At 31.2% G+C, this 22,580-nt stretch carries 6 protein-coding genes; all 6 read right to left on the bottom strand.

Annotated elements, in window-relative coordinates; translation table 11 throughout:
• Positions 1-295 precede the first annotated feature (295 nt).
• The 6 genes from QZ138_RS06400 to QZ138_RS06375 all read right to left on the bottom strand — a co-directional run bounded on the left by QZ138_RS06400 (position 296) and on the right by QZ138_RS06375 (position 22,504).
• Entirely contained in the window at positions 296-1,345 is a 1,050-nt protein-coding gene (locus tag QZ138_RS06400; protein WP_292887640.1) for a hypothetical protein, read from the bottom strand.
• A gap of 141 nt (positions 1,346-1,486) precedes the next feature.
• Positions 1,487-6,634 (bottom strand): Ig-like domain repeat protein, encoded by a 5,148-nt coding sequence (locus QZ138_RS06395; protein WP_292887637.1) that lies wholly within the window; start codon positions 6,632-6,634, stop codon positions 1,487-1,489.
• 90 nt (positions 6,635-6,724) lie between these two features.
• Positions 6,725-8,920, bottom strand: a complete 2,196-nt coding sequence (locus QZ138_RS06390; RefSeq protein ID WP_292887635.1) for a right-handed parallel beta-helix repeat-containing protein — start codon at positions 8,918-8,920, stop codon at positions 6,725-6,727.
• Between the two features lie 69 nt (positions 8,921-8,989).
• Positions 8,990-14,359 carry an Ig-like domain repeat protein gene (locus QZ138_RS06385; RefSeq protein ID WP_292887633.1) on the bottom strand — a complete coding sequence of 1,790 codons (5,370 nt, stop codon included), beginning with the start codon at positions 14,357-14,359 and terminating at the stop codon, positions 8,990-8,992.
• A 50-nt stretch (positions 14,360-14,409) separates the two neighbouring features.
• On the bottom strand, positions 14,410-19,968 hold the full coding sequence (locus QZ138_RS06380) for an Ig-like domain repeat protein (protein ID WP_292887630.1): 5,559 nt from the start codon (positions 19,966-19,968) through the stop codon (positions 14,410-14,412).
• A gap of 46 nt (positions 19,969-20,014) precedes the next feature.
• Entirely contained in the window at positions 20,015-22,504 is a 2,490-nt protein-coding gene (locus QZ138_RS06375; RefSeq protein ID WP_292887627.1) for a hypothetical protein, read from the bottom strand.
• Between the last annotated feature and the right edge of the window lie 76 nt (positions 22,505-22,580).

The following is a 22,580-nucleotide window of genomic DNA, read 5'->3' as shown; positions in this document are numbered from 1 at the left end:
ACATTATTAATTTAATGTCATCTGATTTGATGGTTTCTGCAAACTCCTTGGCTATTTTAATTCTATCATGCACATAAATCACCCAGTACAATAAGTAATATATTATATTAAATTTATTTATAATAAATATATTGCTTGAACAAAACTTCAAAGATTATCCCGAATCATTCAATAGAATGATTATCTAAGTAATTATTTGTTTTATCAAGTATTTAAGTATTTATATATTAAATAAAGCAAATATTACTGGATATTTACAAAATTACAATGTTAAAGCAATACTTATCTTCCAATATTACAAAGGCTTTGAGATAACCTTTACCTTCCCATTTACAATTTTCCAATCATACATTCGATAAAGCGAGATGTTGCTCATAACCTTAATATACTCCAGCTTTAAAAAGTCCGGATTGTCCTTGTAATAGCTCTGGCGAGTCTTGTTTTTTCCACGGCCATGCAGCAAATCAATGCTGTCCATAGCCAAGAGATCACCTTCCAAGGTTCCCTGACTCAGGTATGTTGAGTTGAACTTACGAAGCATGTGGGGGCGAAGCCTTGCATATCCGCCAATCTCTCCAAAGCCCAGATAGTCATTGAGCACTTTGAACTTGTAATTGACATGGTTTAACTCATACTTTAAAAGCGGACTTTCCAAATCAAAGTCCTCCTGCTTTAGCTTCACTTTGGCAATCCTCTGCACGCATTCGGGATTGAGGAATGTGTAGTAGGGCTTATCGGTCTTTTGTCGAAGCAGCTTGCAGGTGCATACCACATTGTTTTTTCGTGACAGATATTTCATTGCATCTCTAAAATCGTCTTTTTTGTGATACATCCTTGTTCCTTCAAAGAATGTCCGGTTGGTCATGGATTTGGCCTCACACCTAGTTGTACCTGATGAAATCATCACCAATATCCAGAGCTTAAGATTATCATCTGCAAACTCTAAAGCTAGCCTCAGTTCATCCTTGGTCGGCAAATCATCAAAGCTTATTACATCGTTTCTGGCAACATGTTTACTGTTCAATGGCGGAATAAAAGGTATCTTTACCCTGTTGTAATGGTAGAATGTCTTGATTTTTGATATTGAGTTTGGTATTGTGCTTCCTATATTGTTTTTAATCAGATGGTCTCTAAATGAGATTATCCTGTCATATATGCTTAATCGGTTTTCCGGAATGTTGTTTTCCTGTTCGGTTATTGCTTCTGTTAACAGGTCGCATAGACTCATGTTGTGGAATGTTGTGTATTTGTTGAATGTTGTCTTGTATGATTTTTTAGATCCAACACTATGACCTGATTTTATGTGAAAATCATCTATCAAATCCTGGTCTCTAGTATAATACATTTTCATAACCTCTGAATTATTTTCGATTGATTAAATATGCATCCAAATGTAAAATGCATTTCGTAATATTCTAGTTATCCACCAAGTATATATAAGTTATGTTACTGTATTGATACCTGAAACAGAAAAAGAAATCAGATACTATCTTTTAAACTTTATAGTTCTTTTAATAGTATCCTTGCCATAAGTCACTTTATAAGTGTATTTTTTACCTGCTTTAAGCTTTTTGTAGACACTGTTTTTAATTGTAAATGCTGCAACACCTTTACTGTTGGTTTTAACCTTAAATGTCTTCTTGTTGAACTTCAAGGTCACGACCTTGTTTTTAAGGTACTTGCCGTTCACTTTCCTCAAGCTGACTTTGATTTTAACCTTTTTTGATGACTTTTTGACATTGATGTTTTTTGCTTTTATAATGGATTTGACAACAACCTTATTTTTAACAGAAACACCACCATAGCTGGCTGTTATAGCATATGTTCCCGGCTTGAGATTTATTTTAAAAGAAGCATAACCGTCCGTATTGGTTTTGACACTATACTTTTTACCGGCGATGGTGATTGTCACTTTCACACCTGCCCCAACAGCCTTGCCACTTGAGGTATAAGCCCTGACCTTGAAACACTTGTTTTCACCATAGTTCTGGGTTAAATCATTATTATTCATCAATCTGTTGAATATAAAAATTGAATTGTATGCAATCTCACCTGTTTTTGGGTTGATTGCCTCAATAACATACCTGCCGGGATTCAGGTTGATGTTCAGCCTTGAAATGCCGTTAGGAAGAGTTGTTGCAGTAAATGACCTATCACCAATCCTGAAAGTTACCTTGAAATTGCCTATTGCCTTACCTTCACAGTCAAGGAATACTGCAAAGTATTGGGATGATGTACCATACTGTTTGGTAACGTCAATGCCCGATACGGTTGATTTTACTTCAACAGACACATTCAAATCCTTAAAGCAATACCTTTCAGAGCCATTATACTTTATTGATGCTGTGTAGTTTCCGACATTTAAATTAAGCTTCAGATAAACCTTGCCTTCACCATCAGTTGTAAGCTGATATTCCTCATTGTTTAGTTTAACATGGATGATTTGATTTTCCAACGGGTTGTTGCTTGCATCGGTTAAAAGGACTTCTAGCTTCTGATTTCCTTTATAATACATTGTGACGTTATGAGAAATCAAAGAAACATCAATTATCTCATCAACCCTAAATGAACCACTTATCTTTTGGGATGTGTAATTTTCATTGCCTTTATAGAACGCCTCATAGGAATATACTCCTATTGGAAGCCTTCCAATTATCAGACTGCCTTTACCATTGCGTACAATCACATCATACTCTCTGGAATACAATTTAACACTTACACTACCATCCAAAGCCTCATCATTTGAAGTCAATCTAACAGCAATTGAAACCCGCTCATTTACAACCACATCCCTGATTTCAACAGACAAAGTGGTTTTCTTTTGAGAGATATTGATTATATAAGTGGTATTTGACGGATTGTAATTGTTATCCCCTGGATAATATGCCTTAACTGTGTATACTCCGGTATCCAGTGGTGAAATGTACCATAATGCTATTGCCTCATCGATTTCCTTATCCCTTGAAGTGTAATATCCCGGCATACTGAATGTAACATGACCTGATGCATTAGGAGGAAGATAAGCATAAATCAGAACGTTTTCACCAAGTGCTGCATCCGCCTGTATGGAAATTTCAGAATCGGCTTTGAATACTTCAAAGCTGGTGGAATTAAAAGAACTGATATAATATGCATCCCCATTATAAATGGCAGACAGACTGTAAATACCTGCATTTAAATTATCCAATGACAGCACTGCCTCACCATCAACAATCCTTACTGTTTTTGTGATGTCTCCAACTGCAAATGTCACGTTTCCTGTTGCGTTGCTGTCCAGTTTAGCAGAGACATTGAAAGCATCACCATAAGTTATATTAGCCAATTCCAGAATTACCTCGCTTCTTAAATCCTTGATATAAAAAGTGGAATTTAAAGAATTCGGATTATAATTTCTATCACCATCATATGTAATATTGATAATGTGGTTTGCTCCACCGATATTAGGTACAAATAAAACCGCCTGATTATTTTCAATTTCAACAACAGTTGACTGCCCATCCAAAATAAATATTACATTACCATAAGTGTTATCAGACAGCGTCAATGTAATGTTTGCATCCTCACCAGAAATTACATTACTGACCGCCAAATCAAAAATTGAATCAGCCTTATCAACCTTAAACATAACTGATTTGACTGTTGAGTTGAAATAGTCATTAGTATAAAATGCATTTAAACAATAATCATCAGCATCAATATAAGAAACAGTTATTTGTGCTTTTCCATCACTTATATTAACAATTTCACTGAAAACACCATCAACTGTAAAATTAACACATCCTTTGACGTTTTTATCAAAACTTGCAGTAAAAACCAAAGGAGTACCATAAGTCTCATTAGTAGCAGTGAGATTAAACAAGATCTTTTTAACTTCCAGACTATTGGTTATTGTCTGATTTTTATAACTTGCAGCGATTGTGTAATTTCCCTCATTCAGGTTAAGGTTGAGGTATCCGTAACCGTCATCATCGGTAGTGACGTTATACAATATGTTTTTGAAGTTTATTGTTACAACTCTTGACGGCAACGGCACACCGCTAGGCTCAATTAATCTGAAGGCATATTTAAAATCATTATGCTCATATGAAGTTACGTTTTCACTCATCAGGATAAATTCATCAGCAACACCAATTGTAGTATTCCAGCCAGCATCCGCCCAGTAATCATCACCCTCATAATAGACATAAATATAATTAGTTCCCTTATCGTAATTGACCGGGAAATTAGCCTCACCATTAGTGAGATTCATTCGATAGATTTTATAGTTAACATAAAGGCTGATTTCACCTGTGCAATTCTTATTTCCGGTTTTGACAAGAATGTTTCCTTTAAAAGTGGTTTCATTATAATTCACTTTTACATTTAATGTTGTCGGATATTTCAATACACTAAAAGAATGGCTTGAAACGGCTTTTGAAAACTTGGCATCACCGTCAAAAACCAGCTTCAGATTATAATCCCCTGCCCTAAGGTTAGGTATGGTAATGTTTGTAGTAGTGTCATTTAAAAATATCAGATAATTATTGCCGTTAATATTTAATATAGCTTCTCCTCTTAAATCATCCGGATTAACTGTGATTTTAACGGTTTGAGTTTCACCTAACATAATGTCCGGCGCTGTGATATTAAATACCGGTTTGTATTTCTTGATTTTTAAAACACCACTGACATTAGTGCTTTTGAAATAGGCGTTTTCCACATAAGATACTGTAATGTTGTATTCACCTTCACCAAAACCTGTTAAAGCTATCCTATTTTCCTGATTATCATATAAGTATATTACCTTTTTTCTTATGCCGTTAATGTATAGCACTGCAGTTGACTTGGAGCCTGCAGGATCTAAATTGACATTGAGATAATAACTTTGATCTATGAAAAACTCAGGAATGGTTAAGTTCATGTATACGCTTCGTTTATTAACAGTGACTTTTGATGTATAGTATGATTTAAAATAATTATCTGACCCATTATATGATACTTCAAGGTTGTAACTTCCAGGATTTAAACCGTGTATTGTATAATTTGCATGACCATTTATGAGTGTAATATTATATACATTACCACTAATAAAAATCAGCACTACACCGTCAGGATTCAGATTATCCTCACCCCTAACACTAACATCAATAATTAAATCATCCATATAACTTAAATTACTGTTTACATTAACATCAATGTTTGTTTTGATTTTTCCCACATCAACCTCAACGATTTTGGAAAAATCATTCAAAACAACAGGAACAAAATACAATCCTTTAACGTGAGTGTCACTGAAAGTATAGGTAAGCTGATTAGCGAAAGTATAATTACCATCATTGATTTTAATATCTGTTTCAGGCACTAAATCCAAATTCAAAGTTGCATGTGTATTAGTTATCCAATTAATTTGAATATCACTTGATTTGCCAATGTTTAAAGCAGAATATTGTGGTGTGATGTTTAAAACCAGCCATGAATTTACCTTCTCATCTAAATTTAAGGCACCTGTGGCATATGGGTTTTCATTTGAGCCCCACCAGTTGTTGTCCAATGATATGATTTCACCGCTGGAGATATAAACATCCTTTGACACTCCTTCAAAAGGAGCATTTCCCAAAAAGAGATTATAAGTTAAATTCAATTCACCTGTACTGTAGATTGTTGGTGAACCTCTACTTGGAATTGAATACACGCCAGTGTTGTTTCTAAAAATGTTGCTATATGCTGTGAAGGTTCCTGCATTATAAATGGCACCATAAATATATTGGAAATTAGCTTTGGAGACAACATTATCCTCAACTATGGATCGGATTAATTTGAAGTTGCCTGTATTATATATTACTCCCCCTCTTGATTCCTGTGAAGAGCGGGAATTGGCAATTAAAGTGTTATCAATTGTCAAATCACCACTGTTGGCAATTACACCACCATATGAAAAATCATCACTCAAAGATTTTAAAAATTCTGAATGATAGATTATTAGTTTTCCGTTGTTGTAGATACTTCCACCATAGGAGAACAATCCTGAAGTGGAATGAGCGATATTTGAGATGAATTTTGAGTCTATTACTGTTAAAGTACCACTGTTACTTATTGCACCACCATAGATGTTTTTATTGTTGTTGCTGTAGTCCAGGACATTGTATTGGAATGTGCAGTTGTCAAGTATGACTTCGCCGCTTCTGATTTCAAGAGCAGATCCGTAAACTGAGTCAGGATAATTAATACCGTAAGATTCAGGAGACTTATATGCATTAACAAAGACCATATTTTTAAAAGTGACCTTAGCATTACCTGTAACTGTAAACAAATAGTTTTTGCATTCACCATCAACAACCGTGTTGTTTCCAATGAAATTTACTGATTTATCAATGATTACTCTTGTGTTTTTATCACCGGCATATGTGTCGCTTGTTAAATAGATATCTGAACCGTTATCTGCATTATCAACTGCCTGACTAATTGATTTAACAGGACTTGTAATGTTACCGGTATTTAAATCATTACCTGCTTGATTATCAATATAAATTGATGAATCATGATTTATATCCTCCAATTCCATCGTATCATTCACTTCAGCACTTACTGCTGAAATGCTTAATAATACTGTGAATATGAGGATTATTAGTATTGTTTTTTTGAAAATCTTTAACACCTCAAAATTTATCGTTAATATTTTAAATTATGTTAAAGATGATATATAAAAATATTGAAAAAAAGAAGTATGATTAGTCAAATTTTTTGACTAATCGAAATTTGAATTTTTACGTTTATATCCCGCAATTATTAAAATCAATGCAGCAATCACATAAAATATTGAAGGTATAAACTCACTTTTGGTTAAATCTTCAATTTCATATGCTTTTTTAGAAACACCTGAAGACCCACCACCAGATTGTGACCCTCCGACTAATGATTGAGTGCCTGCATCAGATGGAGTTGCATCAGTATTGTTAGACACTATATCTGATGAAACAGCAGTTGTAGCCTGTGATGATGAATTACTATATGAGTTGGAATTACCATTATTATGGGAAATTCCATTGTCAGCACCATTATTGTTATTGCTACTGCCTTTATCCTCATTAATTTTTCTATCACCATCACTATGTCCTGTTGGATTATCAATAATTGTTTGAGTATACATTTCACTATTCTGTGAAGATGTACCTGGAATTATTGGATTATAAACCGGTTTGTTGTTATTGCTTACAGGATTAATGCCTGATCCATCAATAACATTTGAAATACCATTATTATTAACAGGAGTAATATAAGAATATTCCTCACCATTGTCCAGATTATTGTTCAGATTTGCAAAGTAATCAAAAGCCCTTATGACCTGATTGTTTTGAAAATTGATATTGTCATGTCTTGACAAATCACCATAACTAAAACCGTCATAGCCGTTTTTTGCATTTTCATTATAAGAGACTAAAAGATTATTCGCCACAGTCGAATCCTTGGAATCCAACAGATACACAGACTTGTAACCGTCACTGAATACAGTATTATTCTGTATACTGTAGGTATGGTCGCCGTCTGTGGACTGGCGGTAACTTACTCCATAAATATTATCGTCAATGTTTACCGGACCGACACTGTGCACTTCAATGATATTGTTTTCAACAGTTGAATTGGAATCCTGGGTTTCCACACCTGCAACCAAAGCCCATTCATGAGTTCCTGCAAGACCTGTAACGTTAATGCAATTATAGGTTATTGACAATTCCGTATTTCCATAGTAGTTTTGAGAGTAAATCCCAATGTTTGGACCGTTGGAAAATGAATACAAATCATTTCTTGTAATGTTCACCTTACTAATTGGTCCTGAAATCTGAATAGGATATGCAGTTCCTGCAGCCAGCCTTCCACCGGTCGTTACAATCGAGATATCATTATTTACTACAGTTAGATTATTTAAATTATAAATATCCATTCCGTATAAATAATTGTCAAGACCAGGATATGTGATAAAATCACTCATATGAATAGAGTTATTAGCTATCAGTGCATTATCACACTTACTGATCAGTAAACCATCTAAAGTAGGATACAATGAATCTTGTCTGTAATTAACCTCTGAAATAATAGTATTGTTTATGAACCTTAATTTATTGCAGTTTTCAACACCTACTGAAAGTACAAAGTCTGAATCCAGGCTAGTGCCATGAGCACCATGATTAACATCCTTTAAAGGCAAGGATGTTGTGATTGTGTTGTTTTCCATTAAAGAATCCTCATAGTTGATTACTTTTATGGCACAATTATAAACATTAATGTCATTGTTGTGGCCTTCAAAGTTGATTTTAGAGTTAGTCAGTCTCAAGTTCCTTGAAGACATCCTGTCGCCAACACCGCAAATCGCATAAGCCTCACAATTATAAGGCACATTATAGTTGATGTCAAGATTATCCAGATATATATTATTAGTATTGAATATTATTACCGCACCATCATTATCGCTTAAATCACAATCCAAATCAAACTTAAGATTTGACATTGAAACATTATCTCTGCAGATATCAAAAACTGTGTTTTTGAAAACCGCTCCATCACCTTTAATAGTGATATTTTGAGCATTGATTGACAACTTACCTAGATTACTGAAAGTGCCCTCAAAGACAAAGACCTTATTGTCATAATCATCTTCCAGATTACTGTCTTTGAAATATGTGGCGATATTTTCAGGAGTAATATAGATTGTCCTGTTTTGATTTACATCCGGTTCATCAGGCACATCGGGAATATGTGGAACTTCAAGAACAGAATCACTGACATTGATGTCTGCCTGAGAATCATCTGAAATATCCTCAAGAGCCAGATTATCAACACTGATACTCTCTTGAGAATCATCAGCCACACCAATATCGCTTGCATGAACCGCAGATAATGCCAACAATAACACCAATCCTAAGATCAATTTCTTCCAGATTTCCAAATCACCTCCTAAACTTTTAAATGATTAAATAAACATAATAATATTAAAATAATAGAGGAGTAAAATCCTCTATTTAAATTTTATAGTCTTTTTCACATTGTCTTTACCGTAAATCACTTGGTACGTGTACTTTTTACCTGCTTTAAGTTTTTTATATATGCTGTTTTTAATGGTAAATGTCACAACACCTTTACTGTTGGTTTTAGCCTTGAAGGTTTTCTTGTTGAACTTCAAGGTTATGACCTTGTTTTTCAGATACTTTTTGTTAACTTTACTTAAAGTAACTTTGATTTTAACAGTCTTTGCTGACTTTTTAGCATTGATGTTTTTGGCATTTACAATGCTTTTAACAGTCACAGTGTTTTTGGTTACTTTACCATTGTATGATGCTTTTATTGTGTATTTTCCAGGTTTAACAGCTATCTTAAAGCTTGCAATTCCTTTGCTGTCTGTTTTGACATTATAGTTTACACCATTGAAGCTAATTGTCAGAGTTTTGCCTGCCAGTGGCGCACTGTTTTGAGTCAGCTTAACCTTGTAGTATGAATTGCTAGTGTATAAAACTGTGATGTCGCTTCCTTTTAAAACAGGATTTGGAGCAGGCTTAACTGTGAAGCTGACAACACCACTGGTTTTATTAAACCTCAAATCACCACTATATGTAACATTAACATTATAACTGCCTGCCGGCAGATTAGGAATAACTTTAACTACAACCCCATCTGCAATTTCCTCATCATATGCAACTCCATTAACGGCAAATGAAACCCTGCCTGTTGCCTGGCCATCCAATTTGATAGTGATGACAGTATCTTTACCTTGAGTGCTACTTGATACTTTAACATCCAAAGAAGGATTTTTCAAAGTACTCTTAGATAAGGCAAACACTTTATTATCCTCAGAAGTTACATAGATAACACCATTCTTATCCATAACCGGAGAGCCTGTGATTTTAGATCCTAAATCTGATTTCCATAAAACATTACCTTCTGATGTGATTTCATAAAAGAGATTATCACAGCCAAAGTATAAAGTAGTATTTAAACCAATTAAAACACCAGAAGTAATGTTTAAATTGGAAACCAGATATTCCTTACCATTATTTGATAAATCATACTTGTAAAGGTTGCCTTTGGAATTGGCAGCATATAAAAACTCAGAATCTGAAAACAATTGATTGCCGGCACCACCAGTTATCCTGGTTTTCCACAATTGAGTGCCCTGAGGATTATATGCAACAATCACATCACCTAAAACAGCATAAATACTATCATCCTCACCAACCACCGGTCGGACATTTTTAAAATCACCAGTGATAATGGAATTTGACCTTAATGTTTTGGCATCAATTATTCTAAGCCTGCCCTCACTTAAAACAACAATAACATTTTCGTTTAATGTTGGTGAAGCCAAAGGAGCATATTTGCCAAGATCAATCAAGACCGGATTTCCTCCACCTTCCCATAACTTATACGGAATTTTAACAAGATTATAAGTTCCTGTTTTTGTTTGATATTCACTTACAATGTAAATATTGGCACTGGAATCAATTACCGGAGCATAGACACTTGATCCCTGATACAGGTTAGAAGAGCCATACTTTTCACCGCTACTTTGGTTAATGAAATACAATGTATCCCCGGATTTAGGTGCAATTACCACATCACGACCAATACATGTTCCTGAAAAACTGCTTTCACGAGTATCCGGAACAAATACATAATTCAACACACCATCTGGAGTGAATGAATAAATATTATCCTTAGTTGCAATGTAAATGTTGCCATTACTGTCAATAGTCAAGTCCCCTGCAATTTCCCCATCAATTTGAACAGTAAATAACATTTCACCATTAGTTTGTGATTCATAAATTGTCTGATGAGTATTTTGTGTGTTTGCTCCATTGTTTGTCCATTGAGGAGACTGATATTCACAAACCTTAAACTCAGTTGTATTGGAAACTGTAAAGTAATTATTTCCATTATAAGTTGCAGTAATAGTGTATTCTGCGATTTCCAAATCTTCCATGACATATTCAATATTGCCGGAAATAGGTATTGTGATTGTATCCTCACCTATTGTGAAAGTACCTGTTGTTTTTGCTGGAACAATGATTTTGATAACAGCGTCTTGACCAATCATAATATCACTAGCACTAATGGAAAATGTTAAATTGCTTTTAGCAATTGTAAAAACAGATCCCACTGTTTTATTGAAGTATGTATCATCACCAGTATAGAAAACAGTGATGTTTTTATTAACTCCCGCATCTAAATTAGCTATTGTGATTTGGGCTCTACCATTATTGACACTTGAAGTGTTTGATATGCCATCAACAGTTACAGTAACATTACCAGTTGCATTATCATTTAAATAAACATCAATGACTGCTATTTTACCGTAGGTAATGTCATTTGCTTTAATGTTCATTGTAGCTTCAATATTGTCAACTTCTATTTTAACAGAATCACTGCTTTCAAGATATTTATCATCACCACAGTAAATGGCTTTTATAATATAGTCTCCACGAATAATGTTTTTAATTGTGTAATTTGCTTTTGATTGTGATAATGTTAATGTTTCAAGTTTACTGTTAATGTAAAGTGAGATATTTCCTGTTGCATCAGCATTTGTTGTAATTATAATGATTAAGTCTTTGTCAACTTCAACTTCACTTAAATTTACTTTAACAAATGAAACATACTTATTGACAATAACATCAGTAGTTTTTACTTGTGAAGAATACTTCTGATTGCCTTCATAATTGACAATGACATTGTAATTATCTGCACTTAAATTACTGAAAACAAATTCAATAATTGGCTTTGAAATTTCTTTAACTTGAGTGATATTTCCAACATTTACAGTTAGATTACCTCCTGCATCACGAGGAACACTAACTTGGACAACTAAATCCTCTCCAATCTTAATATCCGATGTTTTGATGTTAATATTTGGATTGGATTTTAAAAATTCAAAGTTAAGTGATGTTAAGACATTATTATAACTCGCAGTTAAAGTTGCATTCTCAAAACCGGTTAAAGTAAATATAATCTTTGAATTTAATGGAGTAGCGTTTAAGTTTGTTATTCCATTAATTGAATTTAGATTTAAATTGATTTTTGGCAAATTCAAATATTTGGAGTCATTCAAGTAAAAATTAAATTCCACATTTGCAAACTGATTATTTTCCAGCTGTTTTTTATCAACGATTGTTTTTAATACCAACCAGTTAGTAATGATTAGATTATTTGGTTTGACTTGATTTTCCAAAGTGTTGCCCCACCAGTTATAATCCAAAACGTAATTAGAACTGCCTTGGATAACTTCAGTATTGTTTAACAAGATTGAATCCTGAATGCTTGCAAAACCATTATTCCTGACAATTATATTATTGTTTGTAAAAATTGACTTGGAAATAAATATTGAATCGCCTTCAATAAGTACAGATACGTTATTATCATTGAAAATACAATTTTGAACTGATAAAGTGGAATTAATCTCTTTAATGAAAGTATCACAACTTAAATTACTGATTTTTAGATTTTTCAATGTGAAATCATTGTTGGTGATAAATGAAGTGGCACCAGTTAATGTTGCATCATTTTCACCTTTCAAAGTCAAATCATAATTTACAACTAAACCAGATTCACTGTATTCCCCATCCAACAATATTATATTCTTACAGTTTACCGCTAATTCCAATGCGTTTTTAATTGATTTAACTGGAGTATTTCTGGTTAATCCATTGTTATTGTCGCTACCTTTATTTTGTGAGACAAAAATATACTCACGAGTACTTGTTATTGTAACTTCATTGGATTTGCAATTAGAGATAGTTGGGATGACATAGACTCGACAAATATCCAAATCACCAAAATCAACCGTGAATTTAGTTGAATTAACAGTTTTTACATACTCATCATTAACATAAACATCATATAATGTATTTTTTAAAATATCTGAATCATAATAACCTGGATTAGATAATTTAGCAGTGACCTGTAATGTAGCCTGATCATTACTCTGACTAAGAGTTTTCAAAGTTAAAGCAGAAAATTCAATAGAATTACCAATATAAGTATTATTAGCAATAGTACAAATTGTACCAACTACACGAACATTTAAAACATCCCCTACACGAGTATGATTAATGAAAGTATTATTCACAATAATAACATCTGGAGAACCATAACTACCTGCTTCAATAGCACAAATTGCAGTACCAATAGACGCAGAATTCGCAACAAATACTGTGTTTCTAACTTCAAGTGAACCTTCATCCATCAAAGATATAGCACCACCACGACCAGTACCATCAGTTGAGAGCTCATCTAATGACCAGCAATTGTTATTATTGTCTTTAAATAAACATCCTTCAACATAGATTCTAGGAATTCCACTATACTTACATGCGCCAATTGCACCACCACCATTATTAGTAGTGCAGTTATTGCCTTCAAATGTGGTATTGTAAATATTTACAATATTATAAACATATAATGCTCCACCATTCCATCCAGCAACATTATCAGTGAAATTACTGTTATAAATATTGGTAACCCCTGCACCATAAGTAGTTATACCTCCAGCCCATGCAGCAGAACGATTCTTGTAAAACTTAGTGTTATACATCGTAAGAGTACCCCAATTCATACCACATGTTGAATGCTCATTACCATAGTTATTGTAGAAATAACAATCACGCACTATCATCTCCTGACCCTCAGAAACCATAATACATGCTTTAGGAATCTTATTGTTTACAAAAGAACAATTTTCTAAAACTGCTTCACCCTTTTTAAGATGAACAACTGAACCTGCACCAACCATTGTATCAATAGTATCAAATGTGCAGCCTTTAATTAAAGTAGTACCACCACTACATAACTGCATTACAATACTATCCGGTTGTTTAAAAGTATGAATCCATTTAAAAGTAATGTTTTCTAAAATAATATCAATAGCAGTTCCTTCAGCAAGAATTGGAATGTATGTTATGTATCTACTGTTGCTTTCATGATATACTCCTCCATCAGGACTGCCATCTCCAATATATGATCCATTACTTCCAATAATTTTTACATTATTGTTAATTTTTATTTGATAATTGGAATCCTTAGGATTTGTTGGATAATAATTTGTATTTTCCTTCAATCTTAAAGTATAATCCTTATCTGATAAAGAACAATAATACTGCAATTCATCCCAATTATTAACTATGATTTCATTAGATTCACTGCTTTTCAAGCCATTTTGACTGTTAGAACTTTCTAAGATATTACTGGGATTAACATCATTATGAATTTCTAAATTCGGTTCAATATTGGATGTTTCTTCACAAATTGTTGAATTATTACTAATGTCTTCTGCCGATGCATATGAAACACTAAAGATTAGAACTGACAACAATCCTAAGAATACTAATTTTTTATTCATGTTCCACCATCCAAAAATATAATAAAAAGAGAAAAAAATATTTTTTCTCTTTATTTTACTTTAATTGTCTTTTTAACCACATCTTTCATGTAAGTAACTGTATAAATATATTTTTTACCTTTTTTGAGTTTATTTAGAATGGATTTATTGAGTTTAAAAGTTACAACTCCTTTTTTGTTGGTTTTAGCAGTGAATTTCTTACCATTAATTTTCAAAGTGATTTTTTTGCCTTTCAAGTATTTTCCATTAACTTTTTTCAGGGAAACTTTAATCTTGAATGATTTTACAGACTTTTTAACATTAACATTCTTTGCATTGATAATGTTATTTACTGTCAATTTCTTGGTTATTTTGATATTAACATAGTTTACACTGACTTTATAACTTTTAGGAGGTAAATTTATTTTAACTAATGCATAACCGTTTTTATCAGTTTTTACATTGAATTTATTAACTCCAATAGTTATTGTTACATATTTTCCAGATAATACTTTGCCATTTTGGGTTAAACGAACTTTATAATAAGAATTGCTAGTGTAGAGAACTGCCATATTGGATGCAGTTAATGTTGGAGTGGAAACTGAAGTTGTTTCACTAAAACCAGCGTATTTCTCATCACCATCATAACTCACAATGACACTATGGCTGCCTAAACTTAATTGAGCAATATTTATTTCTGCTTTTCCTTTGTATAAAAACACATTATAACTTTTTCCATCAACAATAACTGTTACTCTACCACTAGCATCATTTGCCACTGATACAGAAATTACTGAATTTTTTGAGTAATCCAAACTAACAACACACTTAGGCACTATTACTGATTTAAAATTATTATTAAATCTTAAATCACCAGAATAATTAACATTAATGCTATTAATATCTAAAATAGAAGAAATTATAGTACATGTCCCATCTTTTACGATACCTGAATAGGTGGCTTTGTCAATTGTTACATTAACATATCCAGTTGCATCACTATCTAAAGTTATTATAACTTGATTACCATTGACTTCAACTGCAATATCCGCATTCTTTAAATCGCCTTGCGTAATGGAATATAACTTATTATCATTGGAAGTTAGATAAATAACTCCATTTTTATCCATTATCATGTTGTTAATACTGGTATTTAAACTGGATTTCCATAAAATATCACTATGAGAGGATAATCTATAAAATACATTGCTAGAAGCAAATAATAAATCACCCGCATTAGTGATTAAAATGTCAGATGTTACTTTTAAACTTGAGAATAAAGTTTCTTTACCTGTGATTAAATCATAACGATATAATTCGCCTTTTGAATTAACGTGATATAATCCATTATCTGAATCTAAGATTAATTTATCACCAGCACCACCAGTTACTTTAGTTTTCCATAACTGAGTGCCTTGAATATCATAGGCCACAATGGCATCCCCTAAAACCAGATAAATAATGTTTTCACAAATTACCGATTTTACAGGTGCAAAATTACCGGTCATTATAAATTTAGTTGATAATGTCTTAGTATCCAATCCTCTAATTCTTCCTTCACTTAAAACAATGATAATATCATCACTTACAACAGGAGAAGTTAATGGTTTATAATTTCCTAAATCAATTAAAGTGATTTGTCCTCCATTTTCCCAAGCTCGATATGGGATTTTAACCAGTTTATAACTTCCAGAGGAATATTGGTATTCACTGGCAATGTATAAATTAAAATTGGAATCTAATGAAGGTGCAAATAGACTTGAACCTTGATATAGATTAGAAGATCCGTATTTATTACCTGAACTTTGGTTGATGAAGTATAATGTATCTCCACTTCTTGGAGAAACAATTACATCACGACCAATGATGATTCCTGAAAAGTTACCAAGATAGTCACTAGATTCAAAAGTCCATATTAAAGAACCATCATTTTTGAAAGAATAGATTCCATTTGAAGTTGAAACAATAATATTTCCATCACTGTCAACAGCCAAATTATTAACAGTTGAATTTAATATGTTTAGATAATTTATTTCACCGTTAACATTAGTGTCATATCTTGTTGTTTCATCATCTCCTCTCCATTGTGGCAGTGCATATTCTAAAACACTGAATTCTGTTGAATTATAAACTGTAAAGTAATTATTACCATTATAAATTGCAGTAATTAGATAATCATCGATTTGCAAATCTGGAATAATATATGTTATATCTCCAGATAGTGGGATGTTAATGATGTCCTCACCTATTGTGAAAGTTCCTGTTGTTTTTGGCGGAACTTTAATCCTTATAACAGCATCCTGACCAATCATAATATCACTGGAAGTGATAGTAAATGTTAAGTTAGCTTTTTTAATGGTGAAATTACTTGTTTCTGTTTTGTTGAAGTAAGTATCATCACCTGTGTAGAATATTGAAACATTTTTAAATCCTGCATCAATACCCAAAAGAGTAATATTTGCTCTACCATTTAAAACACTGGATGAATTGGTAATGCCATCAACAGTAACGCTAACATTTCCTGTTGCATTGTCATTTAAAAATACTTGGACAATGACTTTTTCGCCATAAGTAATGTCTTCAATTATATTGGACAATGTTGCATCAATATTGTCAACTTCAATAAACTTATAATCACTGCTTTTTAGGTATTTATCATCCCCATTGTAGATTGCAGTTATTCTATAGTCTCCACGAGTAATGTTTTTAATGGTATAATTTGCTTTAGCATCTGTTAATGTTAATGTTTCTAGCTTGTTGTTAATGTAAAGTGAAACATTACCTGTTGCATCACCTGGAGCTGTGATAGTTAATATTAAATCCTCATCAACATTGATTGTGCTTAAATTTAGATTAGTGAAAGATTCGTATTTGGAAACTGAAACTTTTCCTGTAATTTCTTTTGATAAATACTTATCATCGCCAAAATAATTTAAAACAAGATTATATTCGTCTGCTTTTAAATTAGTGAAATTGAAAATAACATTATTAGAATCGATAATTTTAAATTGAGATTGATTTGAAACATCAACAGTTAAATTACCAGCTATATCCTTTGGAAGTGATATTTTAACTATTAAATCATCACCTACCATAATATCATCATAATTTATTTTAATATTAGGATTGGATTTGATAAATTTAAAACTGACATGAGTTTCAATGTTATTGTACTTAGCTATTAACTCCCCATCCCCTAAAGCAGTTAACTTAAAAGCAATTTTAGAGTTAGAAGATGTTGAATTAACTGAACTACCATTAATGCTTGTTAATACTATATTAATATTTCTTAAATTAGTATATTTACTAATTTGATTATTATTTAAGTAAAAAGCAAAATTAACATTAGTTATTTGATTTATTTCTAACTCATTAATATCTGCTGTTGCATTTAGGACTAACCAATTATTAATTCCATTGAATGGTTTTGTTTGGAAATTTTCTAAAGTATTACCCCACCAATTATAATCCATATCATACGCTCCAACAATTAAATTGGAATTATTAAGTAAAATTGAATTTTCAACTGATGTGAATGTGTTATTTAATATAAGTCCATCGTTATTTATAATAATTGAATCAGTGATTGTTACATAATCCCCTTTGATTAAATTAACAACATTATTATTTGTGATAATGACATTACTAATTGATAAATTACCACAAATATGTGTTATGAAATTATTTGAGTTTAAATTATTAATAGCTAGATTTTTTAAATTAAACTGATTAGATGATATGGTAAATGAAGTAGCACCTGTTAATGTTGCATCATTCTCACCTTTCAATGTTAAATCATAATTTATAGTTAAATCAGATTCACCATATTCACCATCTAACAGAATTATATTTTTACAGTTCACTGCTAGTTCTAATGCTTTTTTAATTGATTTTACTGGAGCATTTCTACTTAAACCATTGTTATTATCATTACCATTATTTTGTGAGACAAAAACGTACTCACGAGTACTTGTTATTGTAACTTCATTAGATTTACGATTAGAAATCGTTGGAACGACATACACTTGACAGACGTCCAAATCACCAAAATCAACCGTGAATTTAGTTGAATTAACCGTCTTTACATATTCATCATTAACATAAACATCATATAAAGTATTTTTTAAAATATCCGAATCATAATAACTTGGATTAGATAATTTAGCAGTGACTTGAAGTGTCGCTTGCTCATTGCCCTGACTGAGAGTTTTCAAAGTTAAAGCAGAAAATTCAATACTATTACCAAAATAATAATTGTCTGAAATATTACAAATAGTACCAACTACACGAACATTTAAAACATCACCCACGCGAGTATGATTAATAAAAGTGTTATTAACAATGATTACATCTGGATAACCATACTGATTATCTCCAACAACACAAATAGCAGTACCAATAGATGCTGCATTTGCAATAAAAACTGTATCGTGGACTTCAAGTGAACCTTCATCCATCAATGAAATAGCACCGCCACGACCAGTACCATCAGTAGATAACTCATCTAATCCCCAACAATTATTAGCATTACTCTCAAACAAACATCCCTCAATATAAATATGTGGAGCGGAATTATATTTACAAGCACCAATAGCTCCACCACCATTATTGGTAGTACAATTATTGCCAATGAAAGTAGTGTTGTAAAGGTTTAAATTCCCATAAGTATATAATGCTCCACCATTCCATCCGGCAACATTATCAATAAATGTTGAATCATAAATGTTTGCAACCGCATAAAAGTGAGTGTGAATAGCACCTGCCCAAACAGAAGCCCTATTTTTATAAAAAGTAGTATTATAAACAGTTAACACTGCACAATTATTAATACAACCTGGCTCTGTTCTTGCATAATTATTTTCAAAATAACAATCTTTAACTACCATACGAGCATTATCAAAACTATTTTTATTATAAACACTCACACAACCAAAATCCGTTGTACAATTGATAAAACTACAATTTTCTAAAAGAGCATCACCTTTTTCAAGATATACAATACATGAATGACCTAAATTTGTATTAATATCTTCAAAAATACAATTTTTAATTAAATACTCGCCATCACCACCCATCTGGAGAAATACTGCATCTGGATTATATAATGTGCAAATCCATTTAAAAGTAATATTTTCCAATGTTAAATCCATTTGATTACCATAAGGTACAATTATTGGAGTATATGGAATATAGGTTCCTGAAATCAAACTAGACCCATTATAAACAAGATGGTGATTTGGAGCACTATCACCAATATACGAACCATTACTTCCAATAATCTTAACATTATTATTAATTTTTATCTGTTGATTTGGATCATTGACCCGTGGATAAAAATTTGTATTTTCCTTTAGTCTTAAAGTATAATCTTTATCTGATAAAGAACAATAATACTGAAGTTCATCCCAATTATTTACAATTATCTCTTCAGATTCCTCAGTTTGTATTAATTCAGAAGATAATGAATTTTCAAGCTTTTCATTTTCACAAGAATTTACTTCATCATTTATTTCAAGTGATGAATCTTCTTGAATTGATGTTATATTTGTATCTTCAACTGCAGATACAATATTAATTCCAAAAATGAATAGAATTAATAATATTATGATAAATGATTTTTTATAATTCATTTTAAATCATCTCCTAAGCATGATGAAAAAATAGAGAATTTAATCTCTATTTTTTAACTGTAATTTTTTTGCTTGAAGTTTCTTTTAAATAAGTTACTTTGTAGGTGTATTTTTTTCCAACTTTCAATTTTTTAATGACCTTATTTTTAATTGTGAATGTTGCTACTCCTTTTTTATTTGTCTTTGCTTTGTATGTTTTTCCATTGAATTTTAATGAGACTTGTTTTCCTTTTAAGTATTTGTTATCTACTTTTTTTAAAGTGACTTTAATTTTAAGTTTTTTAGCAGTTTTTTTAACATTTAAATTTTTAGCAACAACAATACTTTTAACAGTAATCTTATTTTTAATTATTACACCAAGATAATTTGCAGAAATAGTATATGCTTTGGATTTTGGAGGTAAGTTAATTTTTACACTTGCATAACCATTATTATCCGTTTTAACAATTTTTATTCCACCATTAACATTAATTGTAACAGTTTTACCAGTGATTGGTTTTCCCCCACGAGTAACTTTTACAATATACATTTTACTACTAGTGTATTGTATTGATACATCCTGTGCAGATAAAATAGGTTTTGGAATAAGAAATGATTCATTTATCATGCTAGGATAGAATTTACAGTTTCCTGAATAATAAATAATTGCTTCATAGCTACCTGAAGGTAAATCATCAATATTAATACTAACTTTACCATCAACTAATGTTTGAGTATAATTTTTTCCATTAACATTTACTGTTAAATTACCCTCTACATCAGTTGGTAAATTAAATATAAAACTTCCAACACTATTGCCTGATGGAGGTGTGAAAATTAAATTATTCTCCAAATTAACTTCAAATTTCTCAGCGGTTATAATTCTTTCAACTGATTGATTAACATACTTATTATCATTAGAATAAATTATTTTAATAAGATTTTTGCCTTCTACAAATCCATCAATTAAAATTTCAGTTGTATTTGAAACATCAATTGTGAAATTTTTTTCACCTAAAAATATTGTAATAATTCCTGTTGCATCATAAGGCATTTCAAAACTAATTTTATTAACTCCAACTTTAGCATCAGATGGAATAATTGGTATAAAATCATAATCTAATACTTTAGATACAATCAACATAGATGAACCTAAACCATGAACTGTATTCTCATTATTGTATAAAACAATTTGAATAGGATATATTCCTTCAGTTAAAATATCTTTGATAGTATAAACAAACAAATCAGTATTATCCACTTTTATTTTATCATAAGTTTTATTATTAACTGTAATATTAAGAAATCCTGATACTAGTTTGTTGAATTTGAGAATGACATTTTGATTATCACCATAATAAATATTTACAGGTTCAGTTTGAATATCAACAGTGTTGAAGTTTAATTTAATCTTTTGGTAATCTAATTGGAAAACGATTATGTCATTTAATGAATTGCTAGTATAATTGGCTTTAAAACTACCATTTATTAAAGTAACTGTTGATTGGATTCTTCCCGTAGTTGATGTTATGGTTACTGTCATTGGTGGGAAATTTTCCATTCCTTCACTACTATTAGTACCATTCCAAGTCAACCTACCAACAATCTCATACTGATTATCACCTAAATAATTTTCATAAACAGAGAATATTGCATATTTAATTATTGGAATATCCCTCTTTACATAATTACCATCAATAAATGTTCCAATATTTCGAACATATTCAGCTATTTTATTTTCACCAAACCATACACCATTTATAGAAATATTCTTATTATTGTTCATGGTTTGTGTTAAGTAAGACACTTTTGAATTTAGAAAAATGCAATTCTCAAAATAAACAAATTTAGACCCATCCAAACTATTTCGAAATAACTGATTTTCAAAATCTCTAATAATACAATTAATAAACCGTGAATTGAACTCTTTACTGCCATATAATTTTGTACATGATGTTGCTTTGAACGTGCAATTGATGTATGTTCCATAATCTGCTGTTCCTATAAATGGAGTGAATTGGCCTCCCTCAGCAGTAACTGACGAATTAAAAATGATATTTTTCATTGTGAAATTAGAAGTAGGAGATTGTAGTGAAAATGCTTGTTGATCCCACCAATTATCTTTTTCATTTCTAATAATCACATCACCATTAATTCCATTAATAAATAAATTACTTGTATTGAATTTTAATAAAGAACCTAAATAATAAGTTCCATTAAATATATTAATTGTTGCTTTATTTTCACCATTTACATTTTTGCATGCTAAATCTAATGTAGCATATGGATTATTATATGATCCATTTCCACCATCACTTGTTTTATTCATACCAACATATATTTCGATTGAATCATTACAATCTAATACCTCTTCTTCTTGAGAATTTTTTTCATCAAATAATGAATCATCATATTTGTCATCAACAACTATTTGTTGTTGATTTATAATGTTTTCAGAACTAATATTGTTTGTAATATTATCATTTGCAAAAACTAAACTACAAGATATAATTACATAAAATATTAAAAATATTATTAATAAAGACTTAATTTTCATTTTAATCAATAGATAATAAGTAATAAATCAAACCTCCTTAACAAGAATCATATTATTATTTAACAAATTAAAAAAA

The organism is Methanobrevibacter sp. UBA212, from assembly GCF_905233225.1.
Classification (GTDB): domain Archaea; phylum Methanobacteriota; class Methanobacteria; order Methanobacteriales; family Methanobacteriaceae; genus Methanocatella.
This window is presented reverse-complemented; position numbering and strand designations above follow the sequence as displayed.

Bases quoted from the DNA above. Each gene is read 5' to 3' on its own strand.
- QZ138_RS06375 (WP_292887627.1), bottom strand. From the start codon at position 22,504: ATGAAAATTAAGTCTTTATTAATAATATTTTTAATATTTTATGTAATT.
- QZ138_RS06380 (WP_292887630.1), bottom strand. From the start codon at position 19,968: ATGAATTATAAAAAATCATTTATCATAATATTATTAATTCTATTCATT.
- QZ138_RS06400 (WP_292887640.1), bottom strand. From the start codon at position 1,345: ATGTATTATACTAGAGACCAGGATTTGATAGATGATTTTCACATAAAA.
- QZ138_RS06385 (WP_292887633.1), bottom strand. From the start codon at position 14,359: ATGAATAAAAAATTAGTATTCTTAGGATTGTTGTCAGTTCTAATCTTT.